At 72.8% G+C, this 26,136-nt stretch carries 24 protein-coding genes and 1 tRNA gene; 14 read left to right on the top strand and 11 right to left on the bottom strand.

All coding sequences use genetic code 11. The features are described from left to right. The first annotated feature begins 59 nt into the window (after positions 1 to 59). Both ABT129_RS16110 and ABT129_RS16105 read left to right on the top strand, forming a co-directional pair. Positions 60 to 1,124, top strand: a complete 1,065-nt coding sequence (locus tag ABT129_RS16110; RefSeq protein ID WP_351901225.1) for a sugar phosphate isomerase/epimerase family protein — start codon at positions 60 to 62, stop codon at positions 1,122 to 1,124. Positions 1,125 to 1,363: 239 nt separating this feature from the next. Further along, positions 1,364 to 1,451, top strand: a tRNA-Leu gene (locus tag ABT129_RS16105). Positions 1,452 to 1,593: 142 nt separating this feature from the next. On the opposite strand, the gene ABT129_RS16100 is transcribed toward ABT129_RS16105, so the two are convergent. The 4 genes from ABT129_RS16100 to ABT129_RS16085 form a co-directional block, all read right to left on the bottom strand. After that, on the bottom strand, positions 1,594 to 4,617 hold the full coding sequence (locus ABT129_RS16100; RefSeq protein WP_351901223.1) for a DEAD/DEAH box helicase: 3,024 nt from the start codon (positions 4,615 to 4,617) through the stop codon (positions 1,594 to 1,596). Between the two features lie 51 nt (positions 4,618 to 4,668). Continuing rightward, positions 4,669 to 5,385: a class I SAM-dependent methyltransferase gene (locus ABT129_RS16095; protein ID WP_351901221.1), complete on the bottom strand. Its 717-nt coding sequence runs from the start codon at positions 5,383 to 5,385 to the stop codon at positions 4,669 to 4,671. Positions 5,386 to 5,418: 33 nt separating this feature from the next. Then, entirely contained in the window at positions 5,419 to 5,844 is a 426-nt protein-coding gene (locus ABT129_RS16090) for a hypothetical protein (protein WP_351901360.1), read from the bottom strand. Between the two features lie 140 nt (positions 5,845 to 5,984). Next, positions 5,985 to 6,416, bottom strand: a complete 432-nt coding sequence (locus ABT129_RS16085) for an ATP-binding protein (RefSeq protein ID WP_351901219.1) — start codon at positions 6,414 to 6,416, stop codon at positions 5,985 to 5,987. 271 nt (positions 6,417 to 6,687) lie between these two features. Between ABT129_RS16085 and ABT129_RS16080 the strand changes: the two genes are divergently transcribed. The 3 genes from ABT129_RS16080 (at position 6,688) to ABT129_RS16070 (ending at position 8,681) form a co-directional block, all read left to right on the top strand. Further along, positions 6,688 to 7,563 (top strand): Sco1979 family transcriptional regulator, encoded by an 876-nt coding sequence (locus tag ABT129_RS16080; protein WP_351901217.1) that lies wholly within the window; start codon positions 6,688 to 6,690, stop codon positions 7,561 to 7,563. Then, the gene (locus ABT129_RS16075) at positions 7,564 to 7,800 is read left to right on the top strand and encodes a DUF397 domain-containing protein (RefSeq protein WP_015037566.1); all 237 of its coding nucleotides are present in this window, start codon (positions 7,564 to 7,566) and stop codon (positions 7,798 to 7,800) included. A gap of 74 nt (positions 7,801 to 7,874) precedes the next feature. Next, on the top strand, positions 7,875 to 8,681 hold the full coding sequence (locus ABT129_RS16070) for an SAM-dependent methyltransferase (RefSeq protein ID WP_351901215.1): 807 nt from the start codon (positions 7,875 to 7,877) through the stop codon (positions 8,679 to 8,681). A 179-nt stretch (positions 8,682 to 8,860) separates the two neighbouring features. Here ABT129_RS16070 and ABT129_RS16065 read toward each other — a convergent pair whose 3' ends face one another. Beyond that, positions 8,861 to 10,756 (bottom strand): M64 family metallopeptidase, encoded by a 1,896-nt coding sequence (locus tag ABT129_RS16065; RefSeq protein WP_351901213.1) that lies wholly within the window; start codon positions 10,754 to 10,756, stop codon positions 8,861 to 8,863. A 69-nt stretch (positions 10,757 to 10,825) separates the two neighbouring features. Then, on the bottom strand, positions 10,826 to 12,169 hold the full coding sequence (locus tag ABT129_RS16060; RefSeq protein WP_351901211.1) for a 6-phospho-beta-glucosidase: 1,344 nt from the start codon (positions 12,167 to 12,169) through the stop codon (positions 10,826 to 10,828). Positions 12,170 to 12,282: 113 nt separating this feature from the next. Between ABT129_RS16060 and ABT129_RS16055 the strand changes: the two genes are divergently transcribed. Then, on the top strand, positions 12,283 to 12,726 hold the full coding sequence (locus ABT129_RS16055) for a YchJ family protein (protein ID WP_351901209.1): 444 nt from the start codon (positions 12,283 to 12,285) through the stop codon (positions 12,724 to 12,726). 60 nt (positions 12,727 to 12,786) lie between these two features. Here the strand turns inward: ABT129_RS16055 and ABT129_RS16050 are convergent, their stop codons facing one another. From ABT129_RS16050 to ABT129_RS16040, 3 genes are all read right to left on the bottom strand, one after another. Further along, positions 12,787 to 14,880, bottom strand: coding sequence for an MDR family MFS transporter (locus tag ABT129_RS16050; RefSeq protein WP_351901207.1), 2,094 nt, complete (start codon positions 14,878 to 14,880; stop codon positions 12,787 to 12,789). A gap of 150 nt (positions 14,881 to 15,030) precedes the next feature. Next, positions 15,031 to 15,282, bottom strand: coding sequence for a hypothetical protein (locus ABT129_RS16045; protein ID WP_502981781.1), 252 nt, complete (start codon positions 15,280 to 15,282; stop codon positions 15,031 to 15,033). 354 nt (positions 15,283 to 15,636) lie between these two features. Beyond that, positions 15,637 to 16,695 carry an ATP-dependent DNA ligase gene (locus tag ABT129_RS16040; RefSeq protein WP_351901205.1) on the bottom strand — a complete coding sequence of 353 codons (1,059 nt, stop codon included), beginning with the start codon at positions 16,693 to 16,695 and terminating at the stop codon, positions 15,637 to 15,639. Between the two features lie 52 nt (positions 16,696 to 16,747). Here ABT129_RS16040 and ligD point away from each other — a divergent pair, with 52 nt between their 5' ends. Next, complete coding sequence (ligD, locus tag ABT129_RS16035; protein ID WP_351901203.1) at positions 16,748 to 17,800, top strand: non-homologous end-joining DNA ligase; 1,053 nt, start codon at positions 16,748 to 16,750, stop codon at positions 17,798 to 17,800. A 125-nt stretch (positions 17,801 to 17,925) separates the two neighbouring features. Continuing rightward, positions 17,926 to 18,825, top strand: coding sequence for an alpha/beta hydrolase (locus ABT129_RS16030; RefSeq protein WP_351901201.1), 900 nt, complete (start codon positions 17,926 to 17,928; stop codon positions 18,823 to 18,825). Positions 18,826 to 18,901: 76 nt separating this feature from the next. Here the strand turns inward: ABT129_RS16030 and ABT129_RS16025 are convergent, their stop codons facing one another. Then, positions 18,902 to 19,573 (bottom strand): TetR/AcrR family transcriptional regulator, encoded by a 672-nt coding sequence (locus ABT129_RS16025; RefSeq protein ID WP_351901199.1) that lies wholly within the window; start codon positions 19,571 to 19,573, stop codon positions 18,902 to 18,904. A 105-nt stretch (positions 19,574 to 19,678) separates the two neighbouring features. Next, positions 19,679 to 20,473 (bottom strand): IclR family transcriptional regulator, encoded by a 795-nt coding sequence (locus ABT129_RS16020; RefSeq protein WP_351901197.1) that lies wholly within the window; start codon positions 20,471 to 20,473, stop codon positions 19,679 to 19,681. Between the two features lie 200 nt (positions 20,474 to 20,673). Here ABT129_RS16020 and ABT129_RS16015 point away from each other — a divergent pair, with 200 nt between their 5' ends. The 6 genes from ABT129_RS16015 (at position 20,674) to ABT129_RS15990 (ending at position 26,132) form a co-directional block, all read left to right on the top strand. Further along, positions 20,674 to 20,799, top strand: coding sequence for a putative leader peptide (locus tag ABT129_RS16015; RefSeq protein ID WP_351901195.1), 126 nt, complete (start codon positions 20,674 to 20,676; stop codon positions 20,797 to 20,799). A gap of 528 nt (positions 20,800 to 21,327) precedes the next feature. Beyond that, entirely contained in the window at positions 21,328 to 22,368 is a 1,041-nt protein-coding gene (locus tag ABT129_RS16010; RefSeq protein WP_351901193.1) for an ABC transporter substrate-binding protein, read from the top strand. Positions 22,369 to 22,487: 119 nt separating this feature from the next. Then, on the top strand, positions 22,488 to 23,507 hold the full coding sequence (locus ABT129_RS16005) for an ABC transporter substrate-binding protein (RefSeq protein WP_351901191.1): 1,020 nt from the start codon (positions 22,488 to 22,490) through the stop codon (positions 23,505 to 23,507). Next, the gene (locus tag ABT129_RS16000; protein ID WP_351901189.1) at positions 23,504 to 24,475 is read left to right on the top strand and encodes an ABC transporter permease; all 972 of its coding nucleotides are present in this window, start codon (positions 23,504 to 23,506) and stop codon (positions 24,473 to 24,475) included. Before ABT129_RS16005 ends, ABT129_RS16000 begins: the two co-directional genes overlap by 4 nt. Further along, complete coding sequence (locus tag ABT129_RS15995) at positions 24,472 to 25,272, top strand: ABC transporter ATP-binding protein (protein ID WP_351901187.1); 801 nt, start codon at positions 24,472 to 24,474, stop codon at positions 25,270 to 25,272. The genes ABT129_RS16000 and ABT129_RS15995 overlap by 4 nt, the downstream gene beginning before the upstream one ends. Further along, complete coding sequence (locus tag ABT129_RS15990) at positions 25,269 to 26,132, top strand: ABC transporter substrate-binding protein (RefSeq protein WP_351901185.1); 864 nt, start codon at positions 25,269 to 25,271, stop codon at positions 26,130 to 26,132. Before ABT129_RS15995 ends, ABT129_RS15990 begins: the two co-directional genes overlap by 4 nt. Positions 26,133 to 26,136 lie beyond the last annotated feature (4 nt).

Below are 26,136 nucleotides of genomic sequence, written 5' to 3'. Positions count from 1 at the left end.
TGATCCCCAGCTGAATCCAGTGAAGCAGGCCCCGCCGACAGCGAAGGAGTTATCCACAGATGAGTCGCACCCGCCGTACCGAAGCCGACCGCGACCCCGAACTCGTCCACAGGCTCAGCAGGCGGAACATGCTGGGCGTCGCCGCCGGAGCGACCGCCGCCGCCCTCCTCGGCGCCGCGGCCCCGGCGACGGCGGCGACCGAGGCCACCGCCGCGCCCCAGGGCGGTCACGGCCACGGCCGTCCCGTCCTGCCGCCCGGCCGCCTCGGCATCCAGCTCTACTCGCTGCGCGACAAGGTCTCCACCCTCGGCTTCGCCGCCGTCTTCGCGGAGCTGCGGAAGTACGGCTACGACGAGGTCGAGTACGCCGGCTACGAGCAGGGCTCGGCCGGCCCGATCAGCCTCGCCCAGCTCAAGCGCCTCACCCGCGACCACGGACTGCGCCCCATCGGCAGTCACGTCGGCTACTACTCCACCGACCCCGCCGCGTACACCTTCGCCCAGAACCTCGACCGCGTCCTCGACGACGCCGCGGCCCTGGGGCTGCCCCACATCGGCACCGCCTCCGGGCCGTGGCGCTACGGCTCCACGGTCGACGGCTGGAAGCGCTGCGCCGAGGAGTTCAACCGGTTCGGTGCCGCGGCGAGGAAGCGCGGCATGAAGTTCTACCAGCACAACCACTCGGAGGAGTTCTCCTTCGCGAGCGACCGTCCCGACGTACGCCTCTACGACGTCCTGCTCGCCGAGACCGACCCCGACCTCGTGCACCTGGAGATGGACATCTTCTGGGCCTATGTCGGCCAGTACCGCTACTCCACCCGCCCGGACGGCACCCCGGCCCCGTTCGACCCGCTGGACTACGTCCTCGACCAGCCGCACCGCTATCCGCTCTTCCACGTCAAGGACGGCGACCGGGACGACTCCGCCGTTCCCTACGGCTACCGCATGACGGACGTCGGGGACGGGGACATCGACTACCGGCGCTTCATCTCGGCGGTCAACCGCACCCGCCACGGCAGGCACGCCCACCACTGGCAGACCGAGCGGGACAACCCCGTCGACTCGTTCGGCTTCGCCCGCAGGTCCAGCGCCCACCTCCACTCCCTGCGCGAGAGGGGACGCTGACCCGCCGGGCTGCCGCACGCCCCCGACCAGGGGTTCCGCGTCACCGCCGACACCCGTCCGCACTCCGCGTACGCGGGCGCGCACCCCGCGTGCGCGCGGTCGGACAATTCGGTCTGGATCAAGGACTGTAGGGCGGCGGCACCCCACTGACCACGGAAAACGCTGGTGAAAGCCACCTCGAACCCCTGGTAGAGTTACATCTGTCGCCGCGAGGGAAACCGCAAAGCGACAGACACCTTGTCCGGGTGGCGGAATGGCAGACGCGCTAGCTTGAGGTGCTAGTGCCCTTTATCGGGCGTGGGGGTTCAAGTCCCCCCTCGGACACCAGCGGAAATGCCGGTCGATCTCGTATCGACCGGCATTTCGCGTTTCCCGCCGGGGTGCTCCGGCGGGCACGGCACCGACCGCGGGATCGACGGTTTCGGTGCCGTGCGCCTCAGGTCCGGTGCGGTCGAGAGGGCCCGGCCGGTCAGAGGGAGTTGTAGGCCGCGAGCCAGCCCGAGGCGAGGTGGTCGCCGCGGGTGAAGACGACGTGGCCGCTGCCGGACGCCGCCGGGGCGGGAGTCAGGCCTGTCGCGCGTTCGGCGAGCAGGGCGAGGTAGGCCGAGGGGGAGAGCGCGCAGTCGCGCGGGGGCGTGGTGCCGGGCCAGTCGGGTGAGCCGAGGCCCAGGTCGAGGGCGGCGTGCCAGAGGCGGGGGACCAGGTGCGGGGCCAGGGGCGCCGTGGCCATGCGTTCGCAGATCCAGAGGAGGCGGCCCGCGCCGCGGGTGGGGCCGAGGGAGCGCCAGCGGATGCGCTGGGAGAGGTCGGAGGCGACCACGGCGACCCAGGGCGGCACCGTTCCGAGGGGGCCCTGGGCGCCGAGCCAGCCGAGGTAGCGGCGGGCTTCCTCCAGGATGTTGGTCATGCTCTCGACCGGGATGCCGAGGACGTAGCCGGAGTGGGTGCGGAAGAGCCGGGGCTGGTGGGCGATGAGGAGCAGGACCGCCCGGGCCAGGTCTCCGGCGATCAGCGGGGGTTCCTCCTCGCCGTCCGCCCGGGTGGCGTCGCGCTTCCCGAGGGCGCCGCTGCGCAGCACCTCGATGAGGGCGCGGCGTGACCGGTCGGAGAACGGGGCCTGTTCGAGGGTGGGCAGCCGGGTGCTGAGGACGTCCGCGAGGAGGTCCTCGGCGGCGTCGGGGGAGGTGGGTTCGGGCAGCGCCTTGAGGACCGTGCCGACCTCCGAGGCGAGTTCGGCGTCGACCATGAAGCGGCTGGTCAGTGTGCCGAGGGCGGTGGGGCGCCAGGCGCTCGTGCCGGGGTCGGCGGCTGCCCCGGGTTCGGCGGGGGAGAGCAGCCCTGCGGTGAGGAGGAAGGCGGCGGCTTCGTGCACGGGGTCGTGGGAGTCGTGGCCCTGGTGCATGGCGAAGGATTCGGCCCACCATTCCTCGGCGTCGGAGAGGGAGGTGACCCTGCCCTGGACCGCCTCCGCGAGCAGGTGGTCGGGGAGGCGGTCGTCGAGGCGGGACCGCACGGTGTAGCCGGCCGCGAGCCGGGCCTGCCAGTGGGCGCGTTCGTTCTCCTCGGCGAGCAGGAAGGCCCAGCCTTCGCGTTCCCCGGCGCCGACGCGGCCGGCCCGGCCGAACATCTGCTGGACCATGGACACCTCCATGCGGTCCTGCCCGATGGTGGTGTCGGCGACGACGACCGCGCGTGCGGGCAGGTTGACGCCCGCGGCGACGGTCGAGGTCGCGACGAGCACGTCGGCCTCGCGTGCGCGGAAAGCGCGCTCCGCCTCCCTCTTGAAGGGCCAGTCGCGGTAGTGGAGCCGTACGCCCGCCTTGGTGCAGAGCCGTTCGACGGTGTCGGCGTCGTCGGCGTCGACGCCGGCTGTGGGGACGCCGCGGTCGGCGGCGAGGGCGAGGGCGGTCGAGCGCACCCGGCGTTTGCTGCCGCAGAAGACGAGCACGCTGCCTCCGTCGGCGACGACGTCGCGGGTGATCGCGACCGTCGTCGCGGTGCGGAGGGCGGCGCGGTCGGTCCAGCTCCGGGCCTCGGCGGTGGGCAGGACGGGGAGCTGCCAGGTCAGCCGGGTGGGCCGCCAGGCGGTGCGCAGCAGCCGGGCGCCGAGCCAGACGGCGACCTGGTCGGCGTTGGCGACCGTGGCGGAGAGTCCGACGATCCGGACCTGGGCGGTGTCCCTGCGGACCCGGGTGAGGAGTGCTTCGAGTACGGCTCCCCGGCCGGGGTCGCCGAGGAGGTGGATCTCGTCGACGATCAGGCAGCCGACTTCGGCCAGCGCGTCGCGCAGGGAGCCGGTCCGGCAGATGGACTCGAACTTCTCGGTGGTCGCCACCCAGATGTCGGCGGTCCGGATCAGCTCGGCGTCGGTGGCGAACTCTCCGGTGAGACGGACCACGACCAGCCCGTTGTCGCGCCACCGGGCCAGGTCGCGGTCGAGTTCGTCGGTCAGGGAGCGTTGTGGGACGAGCCAGGCGGCCTTGCGTCCGGAGGCGTGGGCCTTGAGCGCGGCGACCATGCCGATGGGGGTCTTGCCCGCTCCGGTGGGCGCGACGACGACCAGCGGGGTGTCGTCGGCGAGGACGGCGGGCACCGCGTCGGCCTGTGCGGGGTTGAACCGGGGGTGGGGGAGCAGCCGGGCCCAGTCGGCGGGGACGAGGTCGGTGACGGGGATGTACCCGGCGTCGTCGTGCGTGTCCGGTGGCAGGGGCTCCAGGGTGTCCCACTGGCCCGCGAAGGAGTCCCGGGCGGCGTGGGAGCCGGGGCCGGTGACCGGTGTGGAGACGGTGCCGGTCGTGCGGACGGGGTGGGCGACCAGCTCGGTGGGGCCGCCGAGGTCGTTGAGCGTGCCGAGGTGCTCCGACTCGATCCAGTACCGCGCGGTGCGGAAGGGGACGGCCGCCTCGGTGAGGTGGGTGCGCAGGGCGCTGAAGCGCGGTCCCTCCGGGAGGATCACCCGTACGTCGTCGGCGGCCTCGACCGCGGTGGCGGACGGGCGCCACGCGGGGTCCGTCACCTTGTGCCACAGCAGGGCCCGTCGCTCGGGGGCGTCCGGCACGGGAAGGTCGTCCGGCCATCCGCCGTGGGGTGTGACCGCCGCTGTCGGCGGGGTCGCCCGCGGTGGCCTGGGGGCGGGCACGGTGTGGGTTGGTTTTCCCCGGTGGGGGCGGGGCACGGTGACGGCGCCGCCGGTGGCGGCCGGTGCGGCCCCGAGCTGGTCGTACGTCTTCAGCCCCAGGTCGGCGAGGGTGAGGGCCCGGGGGCAGGTGGGGCAGACGAGGGCGACGTAGCGGTAGATCCGGCCGCCCGACTCGTACGGTCTGCGGAGGGCGTGCAGCGGTCCGGCGCAGTCGGGGCACGGGTGCGGGACCTGTTCCTCGTAGCTCCAGCCGGGTTCGTCGAAGCGGGGCGGAAGCGGGCCGGCCGGTGTCGAGCCCCAGCGCTGCCGCATCAGCGCGGCGACGGACACGTCCTCGGTCTTCTCCTCAGCCATGCGCCGACTCTGGCAGGGCGCATGCGCCCGTGCCAGCGGTTTCGGGCAAGATCACTCGGCGCGCTTCCGCGCCACCACCAGCCTGCACCGGGGGCTTCCGTCCTCCCTGCGGCCGAGGGGTTCGACGGGGGTGAGGGAGACGTCGAAGCCCGTGTTCTCCAGGAGGGTGCGGACGTCCGTGAGGCGGAAGGTGCGGTAGTACATGACGAACGGGGGGCGCCAGAGTGCGTTGCGGGCGCGCATCGTCGCGTCGAAGGCCCAGAGGGTCCAGTAGAGGCGGGAGCCGACCGGGGGCGGGGCCGGGAGGGGGAAGGCGAAGGTGCCGCCGGGGCGCAGGGAGGCGTGGACCTGGGCGAACAGGGTGCGCTGCTGGTCCGGGAGGAAGTGGCCGAAGGCGCCGAAGCTGACCGCCAGGTCGAAGGCCGGGGCGAAGGGCAGGGCGAGGGCGTCGGCGCGGACCAGGTCGGCGGTGGGGTGGGCGGCGCGGGCCCGGGCCAGCATGCCCGTACTGAAGTCGACGCCCGTGACCCGGCCCGCGCAGACCGCGCGCAGGACGCCGAGCCCCGCGCCGGTGCCGCAGCAGACGTCGAGCCCGGTGTCGAAGGGGCCGAGGGGTTCCAGGGTGCGGGTGACCGCGGTCAGGAGGCGGTCGGAGGTGCGGAAGGGGGTCGCGTCGAAGGAGTCCGCGAGCAGGTCGTAGCCGTGCTCGACCGAGGAGAGGGCCTGGACGGTCAGCTCGCGGAGGCTGGGGCCCTGCGGGGTGAACATGCTCCTGACCCTATGCCGTCCCGGCCCGTGCGGTCAGAGCGCGCTGCGTACCGGGGGCGACGCCCAGGACGGTGCGATCCCCGTCAGCTGGCAGACGAGCAGGTACAGCGGGATCGGCGGCGTGTAGGGCGAGGTGCCGTCGGGGTGGTGGATGAGGCGTGGCCGGCGGTCCGGGATCTCGGCGCCCCGCGCGTAGCAGGCGGGCAGCGGCCAGGTCACGTCGTGGTCGGAGCCGGCCGGGACCAGCCACCACCACCAGTCGGAGTCGGCGTAGACGCAGCCCTTGGCGGGGAGGCGGGAGAGGATCTTGAATCCGAAGCGGGCGGGGACGCCGACGGCGTCGCAGCCGAGGCCGGTGTGGAGTCCGACGGGAACGGCGAGGCGGGTGGCGCCGAGCTCGCGGGGGCGGGCCGGGCCGGGGGTGCCCCGGTCGGCGGTGCGGAGGCCCGGTGCGTGCAGGTCGGCGGCGGGGATGCCGGTCGTGCGGAGGTCGGGGGTGTGGCCGGCGTCGGAGGCGCGGCGGGGTTCCGGCACGCGGCCGGCGGTGGGGGACCGGAGGGCCCCGGGAAGCAGGGGGATCATGCGGGTGGCCATCGACCTCAGCACGGTTCCCCCATGCCGTGGGCCAGTTCCGCCCAGACGATCTGTGCCGTGCCGTGTCCGGTGCGGTCGGCGCCCCAGGCGGTACAGAGCGCGTCGACGATGAGGAGGCCGCGGCCGCGTTCGTCCTCGCCGCAGTCGCGTATCCGGGGTCCCGCCGGTCCGCCCTCGTCCCGTACGGCGATCCGCAGCGTCTCCTCGTCCTCGCGCAGCTCGCATATGAACCGGTCGCTGGCGGTGTGCACCACGGCGTTGGTGACGAGCTCGGAGACGACGAGGGCCACCGTGTCGCGGATGTCGGGGCCGCAGCCCCAGAGAATGAGCCGTTCCTCGGCGAGCCGGCGGGCCCGGGCGACGGACTCGGTGCGGGCCGGGAGCTCGAAGGCGAAGCGGCGGACGGTATCGGGGTGCGGCTGTGGGCGCTGGGCCATGACCCGAGGGGCTCGGGGACTCAAGAGAGCTGAGGGCTGCGCGTTACCAGAAGCCACGACCGGTTCCTCACAACAGTGGGCAGGACTGCCGTACGGCGCTGTCGCCGTGGCGCGGTGGCGCACGGCGGCAGCGTGTACTGGTTCACCGGAACACTGTCCTCCTGACTCGGACACTTGGCAAGTGGCACTCTGAAAATTGCAGAGTGCTGTGTTCTCTCTGGCCCGGCTTCGTGTCACACTCGTCAAAACAGTGCGTCGGGGAGGTCTGAGAGTGAGCGAGCCGCGGTCCGCCCCCACGGTGGGACAGGTCGTTCTCGGCAGGCGCCTGCAGGATCTGCGGGAGCGGGCCGGCCTGAAGAGGGAAGAGGCCGCGAAGATCCTCCGGGTGGCCCCGGCCACCGTCCGGCGGATGGAGACCGCCGAGGTCGCACTGAAGATTCCGTACGTGCAGCTCCTGTTGAAGGAGTACGGGATCACGGATTCCGAGGCGGAGGGCTTCATCGCCCTCACCGAGGAGGCCAACCTTCCCGGCTGGTGGCAGCGGTTCCACGACGTGCTGCCCGGCTGGTTCTCCATGTACGTCAGCCTGGAGGGGGCCGCCAGCCTCATCCGGGCCTACGAGCCCCAGTTCGTCCCCGGTCTGCTCCAGACCGAGGACTACGCCCGCGCCATTCTGCGCAGCGGGGCGGTCGGCGGCGGCAGCGATGCCGCCAAGGACGAGGACGCCGAACGGCATGTAGCCCTACGGATGGAGCGTCAGTCCCTGCTGACCAGGGAGGACGCCCCGAAGTTCTGGGTGATCATGGATGAGACGGTGTTCCGCCGACCGGTCGGTGCCGGGCCCGAAGTGATGCGCGACCAGCTCGACCGGCTGCTCGAAGCGTCCGAGCTGCCGAACGTCACCCTGCAGATCGCGGAGTTCGCGTCCGGCCACCACCCCGGCACCTACGGACCGTTCGTCCTCTTCCGCTTCGCCATGCCCGAACTCCCGGACATGGTCTACAGCGAGTACCTGACCGGCGCCGTCTACCTCGACGCGCGCCCCGAGGTGGCATCCCACCTGGAGGTCATGGACCGCATGGCGGCTCAGGCCGCGACTGCACAACGCACGAAGGAGATCCTCAGGGATCTCCGCAAGGAGCTGTGAATGGATCGCATATACAACGGCATGCCCGCCGCGGAGCTCGGTGCCGAGGGCTGGCACAAGCCCTGGAGCGGTGGGAACGGGGGCAACTGCGTGGAGGCCATGAAGCTGGCCGACGGCAGAGTCGCCGTGCGACAGTCCGCAGACCCTGAAGGACCAGCGCTCATCTACACCCACGGGGAGATCGCCGCTTTCATCCAGGGCGCCAAATCCGGTCAGGCTGATTTTCTGCTCACCTGACCCCTTCCGTACCACCGGTACCGTCGCGTAACTCTTGTTGTAGCGCCACTCGTTCATCCCGACCAGGAGAGCCGATGACCCAGGACCCCGCATCCGTTCGGATCGACACCAGCACACCGCATCCGGCACGTATGTACGACTGGTTCCTGGGCGGCAAGGACAACTACCCGGTCGACGAGGCGATGGCTCGCCAGCTGCTCACCGTCGACGCCCGGGGCCGGGACATGGCCCGCGTCAACCGGGCCTTCATGCACCGCGCCATCCGTTGGCTCAGCGCCCACGGCGTCCGCCAGTACCTGGACGTCGGTACGGGCATCCCGACCGAGCCCAACCTGCACCAGATCGCGCAGCGGGCCGCGCCGGAGTCCCGCATCGTCTACTGCGACAACGACCCGATCGTGCTCGCGCACGCGGCCGCCCTGCTGCGCTCGACCCCGGAAGGGGCCACCGAGTACATCCAGGCGGACGCGCGTGACCCCGAGATCATCCTCGAAAGGGCCGGAAAGGTCCTTGACTTCGACCAGCCCATCGCGCTGTCGATGCTCGCCCTGCTGCACTTCGTCGGGGACGAGGACGGCGCCTACGACCTGGTCGGCAAGCTCGTCGACCAGCTGGCACCGGGGAGCTACCTGGTCCTCTCGCACGTCACCGGGGACTTCAACCCCGAGGGCGCGGCGGAGGCGGTCGCGATGTACAAGGCCCGCGGCCTGACCCTGCGGCCCCGCTCGCGCGACGAGCTGGCCGCGTTCTTCGACGGCATGGAGTTCGTCGAGCCCGGGGTCTCGCTCACCGCCGAATGGCACCCGGAGCTGGGCGAGCCGGTCCCGGTCCCGGGCGACGAGCCCATCCCGGGGTGGGCCGCGGTGGCCCGCAAGCTCTGACGGACCGCCGGCACGACAGACGAACAGCGCGCGGAGAGAAGGCCCGCGGACTCCGGTCCGCGGGCCTTCTCTCCTTCGCTCTGGGGCGAGTACCCCCGCTCTCTGGGGCGAGCTCCCTGCCCCGGGGCGAGTCCCCTGCCCCGGGGCGAGTCCCCCGCCCCGGGGCGAGTCCCGTGCTCTCAGCGGCGGGCCGGTGGTACCAGCGTCACCCGGAAGCTCCGTGACGGACCCACGTTGCCGGCCGCGTCGATCGTGCGGTACTCGATCGTGTGCGTGCCGTAGTCGGGGGTCGCGTCGTCCCACGGCACCGCCCGGCTCCGGCCCAGCTTCCCGTACACGAGGTCGTCGATCACCGTGCCGCCCGGCGAGAAGCGGAACGGCGCCTCCGCGTCCGTCGGCCAGCCGTAGTACGTGTACCAGCCGTCGCCGTCCACCCGGAACTGGCTCACCACCGCGCCCTCCTGGTCGTCCCGGGCGGTCAGCCGCATGGTGAACGGGCCGTCGTGGACGTACTCCACGGGACGCCCGGGGCGCCGCACCGTGCGCAGCGGCTCGGAGAGTTCGTACGAGGCCGTGGCCGGGCGGGCGTCCACCGTCCAGCTCAGCCTCGCGTCCGTTCCCGCGAGGTGAGCCGTGAGGGTGTGGGTTCCCGGGGTCAGCCGGAGCGGACGCAGGTCGAGGTCACGGTCGTTGGGGCCGGTCGGGACGGGGCGGCCGTCGAGGCGCCAGCGCACGGCCGGGGTGCGGTCGACCGGGTGCGTGGTGTCCGCGTGGACGACGGACCGCGCGCCGACGGGCGAAGCGGTGGGGGTGTGGCCGGTGAAAGCGGCCCGGGTGTCGTCGCGCGCGGTGGTGAGGGAGGGGTCCACCGTCCAGCTGACGGTCCGGGTCAGCGCGGCGGAGGCGCGGACCGCCGGGTCGCGGACGAAGGGCGTCGGGTCGGTGACGGTCGCCGTGAGGGTGTGCGGGCCGGGGGAGAGCCGCAGCTTCCGCAAGTCGACCGTGCGGGCCCCGCGCGTGGGCAGGGTCCGGCCGTCGAGGCGCCAGGCCACGCCGAGCGCGCCGCCCACCGGGTGCAGGGTGTCCACCCACACCGTCCGGTCCGCACCGACGGGCGCGGTGTTCGGCGTGTGCCCCTGGACCAGGTTCACCTTCGCGGAGATCGCCTCGACCATCACCTCGCGCTCCACCTGGTCGAAGGCGTAGCCGAGGGTCTTCATGAGGGAGTGGCGGCTCGGGCGCCAGACGCCCCCGGTGCTGTACAGGCCGCCCTCGTGGCGGCCGATGACACCGCCCGACTCGCTCTCCTCGCCGAGCCATCGCCACCACTTGGCCCGCCGCTCCCGTATCTGGGACTCCGTCAGGAGCGTGTGGTGGGCGGAGGAGGGCTCGGGGCCCGAGTACGCCCCGCCGGGCACGCCGCGCGCGTAATAGTCGTACTCGTCCTGGAGGCCGCCGAGCGAATGCCCGATCTCGTGCGGGGTGATGAGGGAGGAGAGCGCGTTGCCGCCGGAGGCGGTGGCGTAACTGCCGCCCGCGCCGCCGTAGGTGGAGCTGTGGGCGAGGGCCACGATCTGCCGGTTGGCGTGGCTGGTGCCGGGGACGAGATCGGCGAGCGCGGCGGCCTTCCCGCTGTCGACGGTCAGCAGCCGCTGCACGCTGCCCGCGTTGCAGCCGCCCCAGAACCCCATGTCGAGCACGGTGTCACGGGCGGGGGAGGCCAGGCCCGGATCGCAGTCCACGCCCGACTCGGCCGAAGGGGACTCCACCGCCCACACGTTGATGTACGAGCGGTAGGAGGCGAAGGGCTCGATGCTCCACAGGGTGTTCAGATGCCGTTCGAGGTCCGCGCGGAACACCGGCATCTCCGCCGCCGTGTAGCCGTCGCCCATGAACACCAGGTTGAACCGCCGGTCCGCGGGCCCGGTGGTCTGCACGGGGACGACAGCCGGGCCGTCACCGGTGGTCGGCGTCCCGGCCGCCGCCGGCACGGTTCCCACCAGGCCCGTGGCCAGCAGACACACCGTGACGAGGCGGGCCACCCCTCGTCGAACTCCACTGCGCTGTGAGGTCATGGGGCGCGAGCCTAGGCCGCGCCCCCGGCCTCGTAAAGATGTTCGTCGGCCGTACGGACGGGTGTCGCCTCAGTGCCGCAGGTACGCCAGCCCCGCGTGCTCCGCCGTGTAGCCGTCCACCAGCCGGCGGGCCACCGCCACCGAGTCGACCAGCGGATGCAGGGCGAAGGCCTTCACGGCGGTCGACCGCGAGCCGCTCTCCGCCGCCGCGAGGACCTCCCGCTCCACGGCCTTCACCGCCGTCACCAGACCCACCGCGTGGTACGGCAGCGGGGACACCGCCACCGGATGGGCGCCGTTCGCGTCCACCACGCAGGGCACCTCGATCACCGCGTCCACGTCGAGCGCGCCGAGCGTCGTGCCGTTGCGCACGTTGAGGATCAGCGTGGCCCGTTCGTCGCGCGCGATCGCCCGCATGAGGGCGAGCGCCACCTTCTCGTAGCCACCGGACTCCAGGTCCTCCTCGTCGCGCTCCCCGATCCCGGCGGCCTCCCGGTTGGCGGCCATGTAGGTGGCCTCGCGGTCGGCGAGCGTACGGTGCCAGGCGGCGAGGGCGGGCGTGTCCGGCTTGCCCATCTCCTCGTAGAAACCGGCCTGTTGGTCGCGGAGGTAGGCGCCGCGGGTCCGCTCCGCGGTGCGGTAGGCGTGCACGGCCTCCCGGTTGAAGTAGTAGTAGTGCAGGTACTCGTTGGGGATCGCGCCCAGCGAGCGCAGCCACTCGGGGCCGAACAGCCTGCCCTCCTCGAAGGAGCCGAGCGCCTCCTCGTCGGCGAGCAGCCGAGGCAGCTCGTCCCGGCCGCCGATCCGCAGTCCGCGCAGCCAGCCCAGGTGGTTGAGGCCCACGTAGTCGATCCAGGCCTCGTCCGGGTCGGCGCCCAGGACGCGCGCGACCCGCCGGCCCAGACCCACGGGGGAGTCGCAGATGCCGACGACCCGGTCGCCGAGGATCCGGGACATCGCCTCCGTGACCAGGCCGGCCGGGTTGGTGAAGTTGATGACCCAGGCGTCCGGGGCGAGTTCGGCGATCCGGTGGGCGACGCGCACCGCGACGGGCACGGTCCGCAGGCCGTAGGCGATGCCGCCCGCCCCCACCGTCTCCTGGCCGAGGACACCTTCGGCGAGCGCGATCCGCTCGTCGGCCGCCCTGCCTTCCAGACCGCCGACGCGGATCGCGGAGAACACGAAGTCCGCCCCGCGCAGCGCCTCGTCCAGGTCCGTCGTCGCCGTCACCCGCGGCGCGTCCGGGACCCCCGCGCCCTGTTCCGCGAGGACCCGGGCGATGGCCGAGAGCCGCCCCTCGTCGAGGTCGTACAGGGTGACATGGGTGACCCGCCCCTCGGCGTGGTCGCCGAGGAGAGCGCCGTACACCAGCGGCACCCGGAACCCGCCGCCTCCGAGAATCGTCAGTTTCATGCTCGTACGCTACTCGGGCGACCGCTCCGAGCAGCGGGAATCCGGCCCGGCGTCCACCCGGCCGTCCACATGCCGGGCGCCGTGCCGTGCGTCCGGTGGGGGACAATGGCGGCATGTCCCGACGCAAGACCCGCCCCCGTGCGACCGCCGCGCCCGCGCCCGCCGTCACCGCGGAATCGCCCTGTCCCTGCGGCCTCGACGCTCCGTACGGAGCGTGCTGCGGCCGGTTCCACACGGGCGCGGGCGGCACTGCTCCCACCGCCGAGCTGCTCATGCGCTCCCGCTACTGCGCGTTCGTCGTCCGCGACGAGGGCTATCTGCTGCGCACGTGGGCGCCGGAGACGAGGCCGGGCGAGGTCGACTTCGACCCCGGCATGCGCTGGGCGGGCCTGGAGATCGAGGGAGCCGCCGAGGGCACGGCCTTCCACCAGCGCGGCACCGTCACCTTCACCGCGCGCTACGTCCACGGCGGCGAGCCCGGCGCCATGCGCGAGCGGAGCCGCTTCGCCCGGCACGAGGGAGCGTGGGTGTACGTGGACGGGGACGTCACGGAGTAGGGGCGCCGCCCCGGGACCGGCGAGCCCCCGGGCCCCGAGACCGTCGGCCGGGCGGGGGTCTCAGCGCGCCCCCGCCGACGCCTTCGGCCTGTCGCGGGGCAGGCCGTGCGCGAGGTCCTCGGCGACCATCCGCTTCGCGATGGCGTCCGTCGCCACGCGCAGCTCGGGCCCGCTGGGCTTGCCGCGTTCCTGCTCGACGCGGCCGGAGAGCCAGTCGCCCCAGGCGTGGGTGATCACGTCCGCCTCGCGCCTGCCCGCCGGGGTGTGCGAGAGCAGGCTGCCGTCGCGGGTGAGGAAGCCCTCGTCGACCATGCGGTCGAAGACCGGCAGGAGCACCTCGGGCGGCACCCGCCGCCCGGCCGAGATCAGTCCCAGGCTGGCGTGTCCGACCGTGCGGGTGAACAGTTCGACCTGCATCACCGCCCAGGCCCCCGCCGTGTCGAGCCGGGTGTCGGAGTCGGTGACGATCCGCCGGGCCGTGTCCAGGTCGGTGCGGCGCAGGATCCGGCCGACGGACAGTTCGAGGAGTTTCGCCGAGTCGCCGGAGGTGGTGGGGGAGGCGAAGCCCTCGCCCATGTCGGGGGCGGCGGCGCGGGCCGAGTCGCGGAGGGTGACCTGCTTGAGGAAGAGCGCGACGACGAAGCCGACGGCGGCGACCGGCACGGTCCACAGGAAGACGGTGTGGAGGGTGTCGGCGTAGGCGTTGACGATCGGTTCGGCGACCTGGTCCGGCAGCCCGTGCACGCCGGCGGGGCTCTGGGCGGCCTGGGCGACGCCGGCCGGGTCCACACCGAGGCCCTGGGCGAGGGCCGCGGCCTCGCCGACGCCGGCCGCCAGGTTGGGCTGGAGGGAGTTGACGTAGATCGTGCCGAAGACGGCGGTGCCGAAGGAGCTGCCGAGCGTGCGGAAGAAGGTGACGCCGGAGGTGGCCGTGCCGAGGTCGGCGTAGTCGACGGTGTTCTGCACGGCGATGGTCAGGACCTGCATGCACAGACCGATGCCGACGCCGAGCACGAACATGTACAGCGACGCGAGCCAGGTGCTGGTCCCCGGTTCCATGAGCGACAGCAGATAGAGCCCGAGCCCCATCACCAGGCAGCCGACGATCGGGAAGATCCGGTAGTGGCCGGTCTTGCTGACCACGTTGCCGCTGAAGATGGAGGCGATGAGCAGACCGACCACCATGGGGAGGGTGCGGATGCCGGAGACGGTCGCCGAGTCCCCGTCGACGTACTGGAGGTACGTCGGCAGGAAGGTCATCGCGCCGAGCATGGCGAAGCCGACGACGAAGCTCAGCACGGAGCAGACGGTGAAGACCGGGTTGCCGAAGAGCCGCATGGGCAGCATCGGTTCGGCCGCCCGGGTCTCGACCCAGCAGAACAGGGCGAGGGCGATGATGCCCCCGGCGAAGAGGCCGATGATGACCCCGGAGCTCCAGGCGTACTCGTTGCCGCCCCAACTGGTCGCCAGGATCAGGGCGCTGGCTCCGGCGGCGACGAACGCGATGCCGGCGTAGTCGATGACCGGCCGGCTCGCGGAGCGTACGGAGGGGATGGTGCGGGCGGCGGCGATGACGACCAGGATCGCGATGGGCACGTTGACGTAGAAGGCCCAGCGCCAGCTCAGGTGGTCGGTGAACAGACCGCCGAGGAGCGGGCCGATGACGGTGGACACACCGAACACGGCCCCGATCGCGCCCTGGTACTTGCCGCGTTCGCGCAGCGGGATCACATCGGCGATGAGCGCCATCGAGGTGACCATGAGGCCGCCCGCGCCGATGCCCTGGAGACCGCGCCAGACGATGAGCAGCGTCATGTTGGTGGCGAGTCCGCAGAGGAACGAGCCCGTGATGAAGACGATCGCCGAGATCTGGAAGATCACCTTGCGGCCGAAGAGATCGCCGAACTTGCCGACGAGGACGGTCGCGACCGTCTCCGCGAGCAGGTACGCGGTGACCACCCACGACATGTGGGCGGCGCCCCCGAGGTCCGAGACGATCGTGGGCAGTGCCGTGCCCACGATGGTCTGGTCGAGGGCCGCGAGGAGGACACCCAGCATGATCGTGCCGAAGACGATGTTGCGGCGGCGGCGGTCGAGCACGGGTGGCTCGGTGGCGGCCGGGGGCGCGGGCGCTGCGTCGCTGGTCGTGGTCACTCTCGCAGCGTCACACCGGCCCCGTCCGGGTGCATGCGGGGGTCGGCCGAACGGGCGGACCCGTCAGGGGGTCGCCCGCGGCGTCTCCGGGGCGGGTGACCGGCCCCGGGGGCCGGTCGGTTCCGGGTGGGTGAGCGGCCCGGCGGACCGTCAGGGGGCGACGGGCAGCGTCGGGTGGTGCTTGGCGAGGATCTTGTTGGCGCGGGCGAGCGCGGCGAGCGCGTGCTCACGGTCGGCCCGGTCCTCCGCGCACAGCGGTCCCCGGAACCGGTACACCTCGCGTGCCGCGCAGTCCGCGTCGATCTCGGCCTGGAGGACGTGCAGGGGCAGGCAGGACCCGATCAGCGCGGCGACACGGTCGGGGATCGGAACGGGTACGAGGCGTGAGGGAGAGGTGATCACGGGTCAGTCCTAGCGGGTCCGGGGAGCGTACGGAAGTCTTCTCCCTCCCATACGTACCGGATCGCCGTACGGGTTCCGGTACGGCGCCGTCGCGGTGGGGCAACGACCGGGACGGCCCTCCGGGCGGTCCGGGGCCGATCAGGTCGGGCGACCCGCCGCGCACGTGATCCGGGGACGGGGGCGTTCTCGCAGGTACGGGGTCGGGTGACGGCGGCGGACATGCGTACCGTCCTTGCATATCGCCCGCCCGGGCAGCGAACACCTGGTCGATTCACGGGTGTTGCGCCCTGTCCGTCCGCCCGGGGAATGTGAAGGATCTCACGTCGCGGAATGGTGCATTCCGAAGAAGGGGTCCTAGTCGAGGATCTCGGACAGGTCGTACGACACGGGTTCGTCCAACTGCCCGTACCCGCAGGACTCCGGCGCGCGGTCCGGGCGCCACCGCTTGAACTGGGCCGTGTGCCGGAAGCGGTCGCCCTCCATGTGGTCGTATCCGACCTCGCAGACCCGCTCGGGCCGCAGCGCCACCCATGACAGGTCCTTCTTCCCCGACCAGCGGCTCGGCGCACCCGGCAGCCGGGCCCCCTCGTGCGCCGCCTCCTCCGCCCACGCCGCCCACGGGTGCCCGTCCGGCGGGTCCATCCGGAGCGGCGCCAGTTCCTCGATCAGCTCGGCCCGCCGCTGTGCGGTGAAGGCCGCGCACACGCCGACGTGCTGGAGGGCGCCCCGGTCGTCGTGGAGGCCGAGCAGCAGTGAACCGACCACCGGGCCGCTCTTGTGGAAGCGGTAGCCGGCCACCACGACATCGGCCGTCCGCTCGTGCTTGATCTTGTACATGAGGCGGGCGTCCGGACGGTAGGGCAGGTCCAGCGGCTTGGCGATCACCCCGTCGAGCCCCGCCCCCTCGTACTGCTCGAACCAGCGGGCGGCGAGCTCGGCGTCCCGGGTCGCCGGGGCCAGATGCACCGGCGCGTCGACCCCGGCGAGCACCCGCTCCAGGGCTTCCCGGCGCTCGCTCAGCGGGGTGTCGAGCAGCGCGTCGTCCCCGAGGGCGAGCAGGTCGAAGGCGACGAACCGCGCCGGAGTGGTCTCGGCCAGCATGCGGACCCGCGACTCGGCCGGGTGGATCCGCTCGCTGAGCCGGTCGAAGTCGAGATGGCCGCCGTGCTCGACGACGATCTCCCCGTCGACCACGCAGCGCTCCGGCAGCCGGGCGGCGAGCGCCTCGACCAGCTCGGGGAAGTACCGGGTGAGGGGCTTGCCGGTACGGCTGCCGATGACGAGCTCCGGTCCGTCCCGGTGCACGATCGCGCGGAAACCGTCCCACTTCGCCTCGTACTGCATCCCCGGGGGGATCCGCTTCACGGACTTGGCGAGCATCGGTTTCACGGGCGGCATCACCGGAAGATCCATGAGGCGATTGTCCGGTATGCGGGAGTTGTCGGCGAGCCCTAGGCTGACCGGCATGGCAGGCAAGGCGGCAGCGGTGGAACTCGAAGTCGGCGACCGGACCGTGCGCGTGTCCCATCCGGACAAGGTGTACTTCCCCGAACCCGGCTACACCAAGCTCGACATGGTCAGCTACTACCTGGCCGTGGGCGACGGCATCACCCGCGCCCTGCGGGACCGTCCCACCACCCTGGAGCGCTACCCCGACGGGGTGACCGGCGAGTCCTTCTTCCAGAAGCGCGCCCCGAAGTACATGCCCGACTGGATCCCCACCGCCCACATCACCTTCCCCAGCGGCCGGTCGGCCGACGAGATGTGCCCCACCGAACCGGCGGCCGTGGTCTGGGCCGCCAACCAGGGGGCCTTCACCTTCCACCCCTGGCCGGTGCGGCGGGACGACACCGACCACCCCGACGAACTCCGCATCGACCTCGACCCGCAGCCCGGCACCGACTACGCCGACGCGGTCCGCGCCGCCCACGAACTCCGTGCCGTCCTCGACGAACACGGACTGCGCGGCTGGCCGAAGACCTCCGGCGGGCGGGGCCTCCACGTCTTCGTGCCGATCACGCCCGACTGGACCTTCACGCAGGTCAGGCGGGCGGCCATCGCGTGTGGCCGGGAGCTGGAGCGACGGATGCCGGAGCGGGTCACCATCAAGTGGTGGAAGGAGGAGCGCGGCGAGCGGATCTTCGTCGACTACAACCAGACCGCCCGGGACCGCACGATCGCCTCCGCCTACTCCGTACGCCCGCGACCGCACGCCCCCGTGTCCGCGCCCCTGCGGTGGGAGGAGATCGACGACGCCGTGCCGCGGGACTTCGACATCAGGACGATGCCGGTGCGGTACGCCGAGCTCGGCGACGTCCACGCCGACATGGACGACGAGCGGTTCAGTCTGGAACCCCTGCTCGAACTGGCCCGGCGGGACGAGGCGGAGCACGGCCTCGGCGACCTGCCCTATCCGCCGGAGTACCCGAAGATGCCGGGCGAGCCGAAGCGGGTGCAGCCCAGCAGGGCGAAGAAGGCGAAGGGGGAGAAGGGGGAGGGGGAGTCGGAGCCGGAGTGAGGTGGATGGCGGAGGCGGGCCGGTGCTTCCGGGTGGGCGCCGGCCCGCCTCTCCCTGGACTCTAAAACAACACGAACGGTCGTGCTAGCATTTTTGCGTACCCAGGAAGACCGAGGAGATCCGGCATGTACCCGATGGCTCCGCTCATCCGCACCGCCCTGAACGCCACCGCCCGCGTCGCCCCCGGCCCCGCCGGCCGCTGGGCCTTCCACCTCTTCGTCCGCCCCCTCGGCAGGGCCCGGGTGAAACCCGGGGAACGGGCGCTGCTCGCCACCGCGCGCACCGGGCACCTCCGGGTCCGGGGCCAGGACGTCGTCACCTACGCCTGGGGCGACGGCAGCCGTCCCGTCCTCCTCGTCCACGGCTGGTCCTCACGCGCCTCGCGCCTCACCGCCTTCGCCGAGGCGCTGCTCGCCCGCGGCTACAGCCCGGTCGCCTTCGACGCGCCCGGCCACGGCGACTCCCCGGGGCGGGCGACCAACATCCTCGAATACCGGGAGATCATCCGGGAGTTGCACGCGCGCCACGGTGACTTCGACGCCGTCGTCGCCCACTCCTTCGGCGTCCTCGCCTCCCTCTTCGCCCTCCGCGACGGCGTGCGCACGGAACGGTTCGTCGGGCTCGGCGGCGTCGGCTCCTTCGACCTGCTGCTCGCCGGCTTCCAGGCCGGCCTCGGCCTCGACGACCGGGTCGTCCGGTGCATGCGTGACCACGTGGAGCGCCGGCTCGCGCCGGGAGAACCCGGCGTCTGGGACCGCTTCGGTGCCGACCGGGACCCCGGCGCACTCGGTGCTCCCGTCCTGCTGTTCCACGACGAGAACGACGACATGGTGCCGCCCGCACAGTCACGGCTCCTCGCCCGGGCCCACGGCGACAGGGCCCGGCTCGTCGCCACCCGGGGCCTCGGCCACCGCCGCGTCCTGCTGGACCCGGCGGTCGTGGCGGAGGCGATGGAATTCCTGACGGCCCCGGCTGTGGAGCCGTCTGCCGTGGAGCCGTCGGAGGGGCGGGTGACCGCGCGCTGAGTCGGTACTCTTCGGGCGTGTTCGTCGGCTTCGCCAGCTTCTCCGGCTTCGCCGCCTTCTCCACCGATGCGGCGAGTCAGCGCTCCCCGGCGTCGAGTCCGTCCCGGCCCCGGTTCGTGGCGGAGGCGCGCAGTCGGGCGGTGACTCCCCGTTCGGCACGGGCGTAGGCCCGGGTGTCGCCGAGGAGGACGGACTGCGCGTTGGCCGCCTCCATCAGGGCGATCACCTCGAACGCCAGCTGCTCCACATCGAGGTCCTCGGTGAAGTCGCCCACCGCCTGAGCCTCCGTCAGGGCCCGTTCCATGTACGTGTTCCAGTCGCGGCGGGTCCCGGCGACGGCGTCGTGGACCGGACCCGTACGGGCGTCGAACTCCGCCGAGACCGCGTAGAAGAAGCAGCCGCCCGCGAACACCCTGCCCGAGGAGTACGCGAGCCAGTTCCGGCACAGCTCGTGGACCCGCCGCGCACCCGGCGGCACGTCCTTGAGGGGCGTGACGACGTGCTCGGCGAAAACGGCCACGGCGGCCCTGATCGTGGCGAGCTGGAGCTCCTCCTTGGAGCCGAAGAGGGCGAAGACGCCACTCTTGCTCAGCTGCAGCTCGGTCGCGATCCGCCCCAGCGACAGGCCTTCGAGACCTTCGACCGAGGCGATGTCCATGGTCCGGCCGAGCACCAGGCGCCGGGTCTGGTTCCCGCGCTCGACGCGCCCGTCCGTCTTGGTCCCGGCGCCGCCGGTGCTGCCGCTCATGTGTCCATGATACTGAACGCACGACCGTGCGGAAATCTTCGGCGCGCAGGTCGGCGGGTGCGCGGTCGATCGGGTGATCAGGTGTGCGGCCCGGCGGGCAGACCCCTAGCCGGTCCGTTCTCCGGGGTCGCGCCGCTCCGACGGGGCCAGGAGGAGGACCTCAAGGGCGCGGGCGCAGGACCGTGCCTGTGCCAGGTACCAGTCGAGCCGCGCGTCGGTGATCAGCTCCGGCGTCGCCCGCACCGCGAGCGCGAACCGCGCGTGCCCCGTCCGTTCCAGGACCGGCACGGCGACCGTTCGCACCCCGTGGGCGGACTCACCGTCGTTGAGGGCGTAACCCGCCTCCCGTACCCGCGCCAACTCAGCGGTCAGAGCGGGCGGTTCGACGATCGTCCGCTCGGTGAACGCGTACAGCGGCGGCAGCGAACGCGGGCCCGCCTCGCCCGCGCGGGGCCAGGCGAGCAGCACCTTCCCGAGCGCCGTCGAGTGCAGCGGCCGACGCAGCCCCACCTTCGGCGTCACCGAGCCACCCGCCACGATCACCACGTGCGGTCCGCTGCGCAGGGCCAGATCGGCGGTGGCGCCCGTCCGTTCGGCGAGATCGGACAGCTCGGGGGCGGCCAGGTGGAGCCCCCGCTGGTGGTACGAGAGCCGGCCCAGCTCCGTCATCGCCGGGCCCAGTCGGTAGCGGGCGGTCCGGGCGTCCTGTTCGAGGAAGCCCGCGCCGAGCAGGGTCCGGGCGAGGCGGTGCGCGGTGGAGGTGGAGAGCCCGAGCCGCCGCGCCAGGTCGGAGGCGCTGAGGTCGGGCCCGTTGTCGTGGAAACAGTGCAGCACGTCCAGTGCGCGGCGGACCGCCTGGGCGCCCGCCGGGGGTCGGGCGATGCCGGCCTCGGTCGTCATAGGGTTCGCTCCCCGTGGGTGATCGGGCTCCCACGCTCCCACATGGCGGGAGCCGATTCAGGGCTCCGGGGAGGTCGGAAACACGCCGTTCATACGCAATCCCACATCGTGGGAGACGAGTTGTCGGAGGTCGAGCATCCGTGGCAGGGTTCCGGCCAAGCCACCACAGCGGCGCCGAACCGAAGGGAGCAGGGCCGGTCATGAACGGACGACGTACCGCACGAAGTGGCGCACGATGTGCGCCCACCGCCTCTCCCGCACCGCTCGGACTCACCCGGCGCCGCCACATCGACCTGGGGCGCGTCGCCGGGGCCGGCTGTCGCTGACACTGCTCGTCGCCTGCCGTCAGCGGCGCTGACGAAGCTCGTCGCGGACGAGGCCCGTCGCCGATGTCGTCCCAGGACGGCGGCCTTCGCCGGGGTCGCTTCTCGGCCTCGTGCGGTCAGCGGGCCGAGAGAGGCCGACGGGCCGACGACGGTCAGCTGGCGTTGGTGGCCAGAGGTCCGGTGACGTCGGCAGGTCGGTGACGGCCGACAGATCCGAAGACTGCCGACAGATCCGAAGACGGCCGGCGGGCCGAAGACGGTCGGCCGGGCTGAGCCGGTCCCTCTCTCCTCTCCGATCCCACCTTGTCCCACGCGGTTTCCAAACCCTTGGTCTCCCGGTTCCCCCGGTCCTCCAGTTCTCACGGTCTTCCGGTCCTCCGGTTCCGCGGCCCTCTCCGGACCCAACCGGTCCGGCGTGCTGCTCCTCCCGCGCTCCGTCGCTGTCGCGTGATCGCGTGACCTGCCGTCGCGCCCCACGCTCCCTCCCCGCTGCCCTCCGCCGTCCCACCACACCCCGGGAAGCCCTCCATGCCGCACGCCCGCGTTCCCGACACGCTCTGGTTCACCCGTTGCCCCGTTCCCACCGCCACCGGTGTCGCCGCCGATCGAGGCTGGCTGGCGGGGGAGTTCGCACCCGACGGCATCGCCGTCCGCTCGCTCCAGGACGCCGAACCCGGCGCCGACCGTGCCACCCACTTCACCCACGCCCTTCCCGGACTCCTCCGCGAGGGCGGCAACGTGCCCGCGCTGTGGGCCCGTTCGCGAGGTGAACGGACCCGGCTCATCGGCCTCACCTGGATCGAGGAGCGACAGGTGGTGCTCGTCGCCCCCGGCTCCCCGGTGCGCGGCGCCGCCGCGCTGCGCGGTCTCCGCCTGGCCCTGCCCCGGCACTCCGTCCCCATCGACTTCTGGCGGGCGATGGCCCTGCGCGGCTTCGAGGGTGTCCTCGCCTCCGCCGGGTACGGGCTCGGCGACGCGGTCCTCGTCGACGTACCCGCCGACGGTCACCAGGGTCAGTGGGCCGCCGAGCTGGACGCCCTGCGCCGGGGCGAGGTCGACGCCGTCTACGTGAAGGGTGCCCTCGCCGTCGAGGCGGCCCGGCGCGCCGGAGCCGAGGTCGCCGTGGAGCTCGACTCCCTCCCCGATCCCGCCCACCGCGTCAACAACGGCACCCCGCGCCCCCTCACCGTGCACCAGGACCTCCTGGACGAACACCCCGAGCTGGTCACCCGATTCCTGGCCGTCCTGCTCCGCGCCGCCGACTGGGCGGCCGGTGAGCCGGCCGAGGTCGCCCGCATCCTCGGCGCCGAGACGGGGGCGGGCGCCGAGGGGGTCGCGGGGGCCTACCGGCCCGGCACCCACCGCACCCTGCACCCGGATCTGTCCGGCACCCGGCTCGACCTGCTCGCCCGGCAGGAGGAGTCCCTGCGCGCCCACGGCTTCCTGCCCGAGGCCGTGGACGTACGGAGCTGGGCCGACCCGGAGCCGCTCCGGCTGGCCCGGCAGCTCACGGCCGCCGCCCCGTCGGCATCGACCCCGCCCGCGTCGTCACCGCAGCCGGTCCCGTAGCCGCGGACGCCGCAGCCCGCCCCCATCCCGACGCCTCATCCCCTGAAGCCTCACCCACCCTCCGGCACCCACCCGCCCCGCCCCCGGCACCCGCACCCGACATCCGAAGGACGACCGCCATGCGCTCCCTCACCCCGCTCGCCGTTCTGGCGGCCCTCGCCGCCCTTTCCACCCTCACCGCCTGCGGAGGCACCGCGGACCCGGCCGCCGCTCAGGGCGGCGGCGGGGCGAAGGGAGCGAAGGGCACGGTCACCATCCGCATCCCCGACCCCGGCAACGCCGGTGTCCTCGCCCGCGGCAAGAAGGACGGCAGCCTCGACAAGGCCCTCGCCGCGGTCGGCGCCAAGGTGGCGTGGACCGGCAGCGCCGGCCCCTTCGCGCCCGCCGCGCAGGCCATGAACGCCGACCAGCTCGACATCGCGACCGGTTCGATCACCTCCGGCATCACGTCCCTCTCCCAGAGCCCCGGCTTCGCCTTCTTCACGGCCACGGCCCCCGACCCCGTCGGCGAGGGCATCCTCGTCCGCGAGGGTTCGGACATCGACTCCGTGCAGGACCTCGTCGGCCGCAAGGTCGCCGTCAACAAGGGCGGCACCGGCGAGTACCTGCTCCTGAAGGCCCTCGCCAAGGCGGGCGTCCCCGCCGACAAGGTGGAGCGGGTCTATCTGCGCCCCGACCAGACGGCGGCCGTCTTCAACGCCGGCCAGGTCGACGCCTGGGCCGTCTGGTCCACCTACGCCGTCGCCGAGATCGGCTCGGGCAAGGCCCACTTCGTCGCCGACGGAACCGCCATCGGCTCCGACAACTACAGCCTCAACGCCGTCCGTTCCGGCTTCGTCAAGGAGCACCCCGAGGTCGTCAAGGCGCTCTACGCCTACCTCCACGAGAACAGCGCCAAGGAGAAGCGGGACCCGGCCGCCTACCTCAACGTCTTCACCGACGCGGGCCCCACCGCGGTCAACGGCAAGGCCAAGGACGTCCAGATCGCCTTCACCGGCAAGGGCGGCACCGTCGACCCGATCAGGCCCGAGGACATCAAGCGCTTCGAGACCGTCGCCGGGTTCTACGCCGACCAGAAGGTGACGCCGAACAAGGTCGACATCGCCGCCCATCTCCTCGACATCGAGAAGCTGTCATGACGGCCACCACCCCCGACCCCGCGACGGCAACGACGTCCACCCGCTCCGACTCCGTGACGGCAACGACGGCAACGACGGCAACGACGGCAACGACGGCCACCACCCCCGACCCCACGACGGGGACGACCGGCACGGCGGCGGAGGACGCCGCCGCCGGACTGGTCGCACCACGTCCGCAACTCCGCCGCCCCCGCTCCCGTACCTACTCCCTCACCGTCCGCGCCCTCGGCCCCGTCGCCCTCCTCGCCCTCTGGTGGTCCTCGTCCGCCACCGGCCTCCTCACCCCCGACGTCCTCGCGTCCCCCGTGCAGGTCATCGACGCGGTAGGGGAGTTGTGGGGCAACGGACAGTTGCCGGACGCGCTCGCCACGTCCCTCACCCGCTCGGGCATCGGGCTCGTCATCGGTCTCGCGGTCGGGCTCACCCTCGGCATCACCACCGGCTTCACCCGGCTCGGCGACGAGCTCCTCGACTCCTCGCTCCAGACCCTCCGCACCATCCCCTTCCTCTCCCTCGTCCCGCTCTTCATGGTCTGGTTCGGCATCAACGAGACCGCCAAGATCCTGCTCATCGCGGTCGCCACCACCTTCCCGATGTACGTCTCCACGGCCGGGGGCGTCCGCAACACCGACCCCAAGCTCGTCGAGGCCATGCGCAGCTTCGGCCTCGGCCGGCTCGCGATCGTCCGCCAGGTGGTCCTGCCCGGCGCGCTGCCCTCGCTCCTCGCCGGACTGCGGCTCTCCATGACGCTGAGCGTCATCGCGCTCATCGCCGCCGAGGAGATCAACGCCACCGAGGGCATCGGCTATCTGATGTCCCAGGCCCAGAGCTACGCCCGTACCGACATCCTCGCCGTCTGCATCCTCGTCTACGGCCTGCTCGGCCTCACCGCCGACGTCCTCGTCCGCGGTCTGGAGCGGGTCCTGATGCCCTGGCGGACGGCCGGCCCCGGGGGAGGAACCCGATGAGCGCGTCCACGACCACCCCGAGCACGGCGGTACGGGTACGGGGCCTGCGCCGGGTCTTCGGCACCCGCGCCGTCCTCGACGGCCTCGAACTCTCGATGGCACGAGGCGAGTTCCTCGCCCTGCTCGGTGCGAGCGGCAGCGGGAAGACCACCCTGCTCCGCATCCTCGGCGCCCTCGACGGCGCCGACGGGGGAGAGGCGCTCGTTCCCGAGGCGCGCACCATCGTCTTCCAGGAACCCCGCCTCATCCCCTCCAAGAGGGTCCTCGCCAATGTGACCGTCGGCCTCCCGCGCGGAGCGGCGACCCGGGCGACCGGGCTGCGGGCCCTCGCGGAGGTCGGCCTGGAGCGGCACGCCGACGCCTGGCCCGCCACCCTCTCCGGCGGCGAGGCCCAGCGGGTCGCGCTCGCCCGGGCGCTGGTGCGGGAGCCCGAACTCCTGCTCCTCGACGAGCCGTTCGCCGCACTCGACGCCCTGACCAGGCTCCGCATGCAGGACCTGGTCGGCGAGCTGCGCCGGATCCACCGTCCCGCCGTCCTGCTCGTCACGCACGACGTCGACGAGGCCGTGCGCCTCGCGGACCGGGTCGCCGTCCTCCGTGACGGCCGCCTCGTCACGGACGAGCCCGTCGCCGTCGCCCATCCCCGCGACCCCGGCGACCCGGCGTTCGTCGCGCTGCGCCGCCGTCTCCTCGCCGACCTGGGCGTCCACGCGCCCGAGGAGGCACCCCCCTCCGTACCCGCCCCCGTCCCGGCCCCCGCCCCCGTGCCCGTGTCTCTCGAAGGAGCGTCCGCATGACCGTCGTCATCGGTGTCCACCGCAGCAACCCCTCCCTCTACCACCTGTCCCGGCTCGGCTACGCGGAGGAGGAGCTCGCCGCGCTCGGCGAGACCGTGACCTGGCACCCGTACACCGACGGCGTCCGTACCGGCGCCCATCTCGCCGACGGCACCATCGACTTCGGCGGCACGGGCTCCACCCCGCCCGTCACCGCGCAGGCCGCGGGCCACGACATCGTCTACACGGCCGTCTCGGCGCCCCGTCCCGACCACGGCGCCCTCCTCGTCCCCGAGGACAGCCCGGTCCGCACGGTCGCCGACCTGAAGGGCGGCACCGTCCACCTCGCCGTCGGCTCCTGGCAGACCCACCTCGTGGCGAAGGCCCTGGACGACGCGGGGCTCTCGTACGCCACCGACATCACTCCCGTACGCGGCGACTCCGGCAGCGAGGAGAAGCTGCGTGCCGGTGGGATCACCGCCTGGGTCGCCCAGGGCGCCGAGCTCGCGGCCGCCCGCCGCACCGGCGGCCTGCGCACCCTGGTCCGTACCGGCGAGGTCATCAGCGACCGGTCCGTATTCTTCACCCGGCGCGATCTGGCCGAGCGGCGGCCCGAGGTCGTCGAGGCGCTGACCCGGGCGCTGCGGCGGGCCGACGAGTGGGCCGCCGCCCACCCCCGAGAGGCGGCCGAGATCGCCGCCGCGGACCAGGGCGGCGCGGTCGACGACTGGGAGACGGCGCTGCGCGCCCTGCCCTGGACGATCGAGGCGGTCAGCGAGGAGTTCGTCGCCGAGCAGCAGCAGGCGGCCGACATCTTCCACCGCACCGGCTTCATCGACCGCGCGGTCACCGTCGCGGACGCCCTGCCCCGGAAGGCCTGATCCC

Source organism: Streptomyces sp. NPDC002057, from assembly GCF_040296665.1.
Lineage (GTDB): Bacteria > Actinomycetota > Actinomycetes > Streptomycetales > Streptomycetaceae > Streptomyces.
This window is presented reverse-complemented; position numbering and strand designations above follow the sequence as displayed.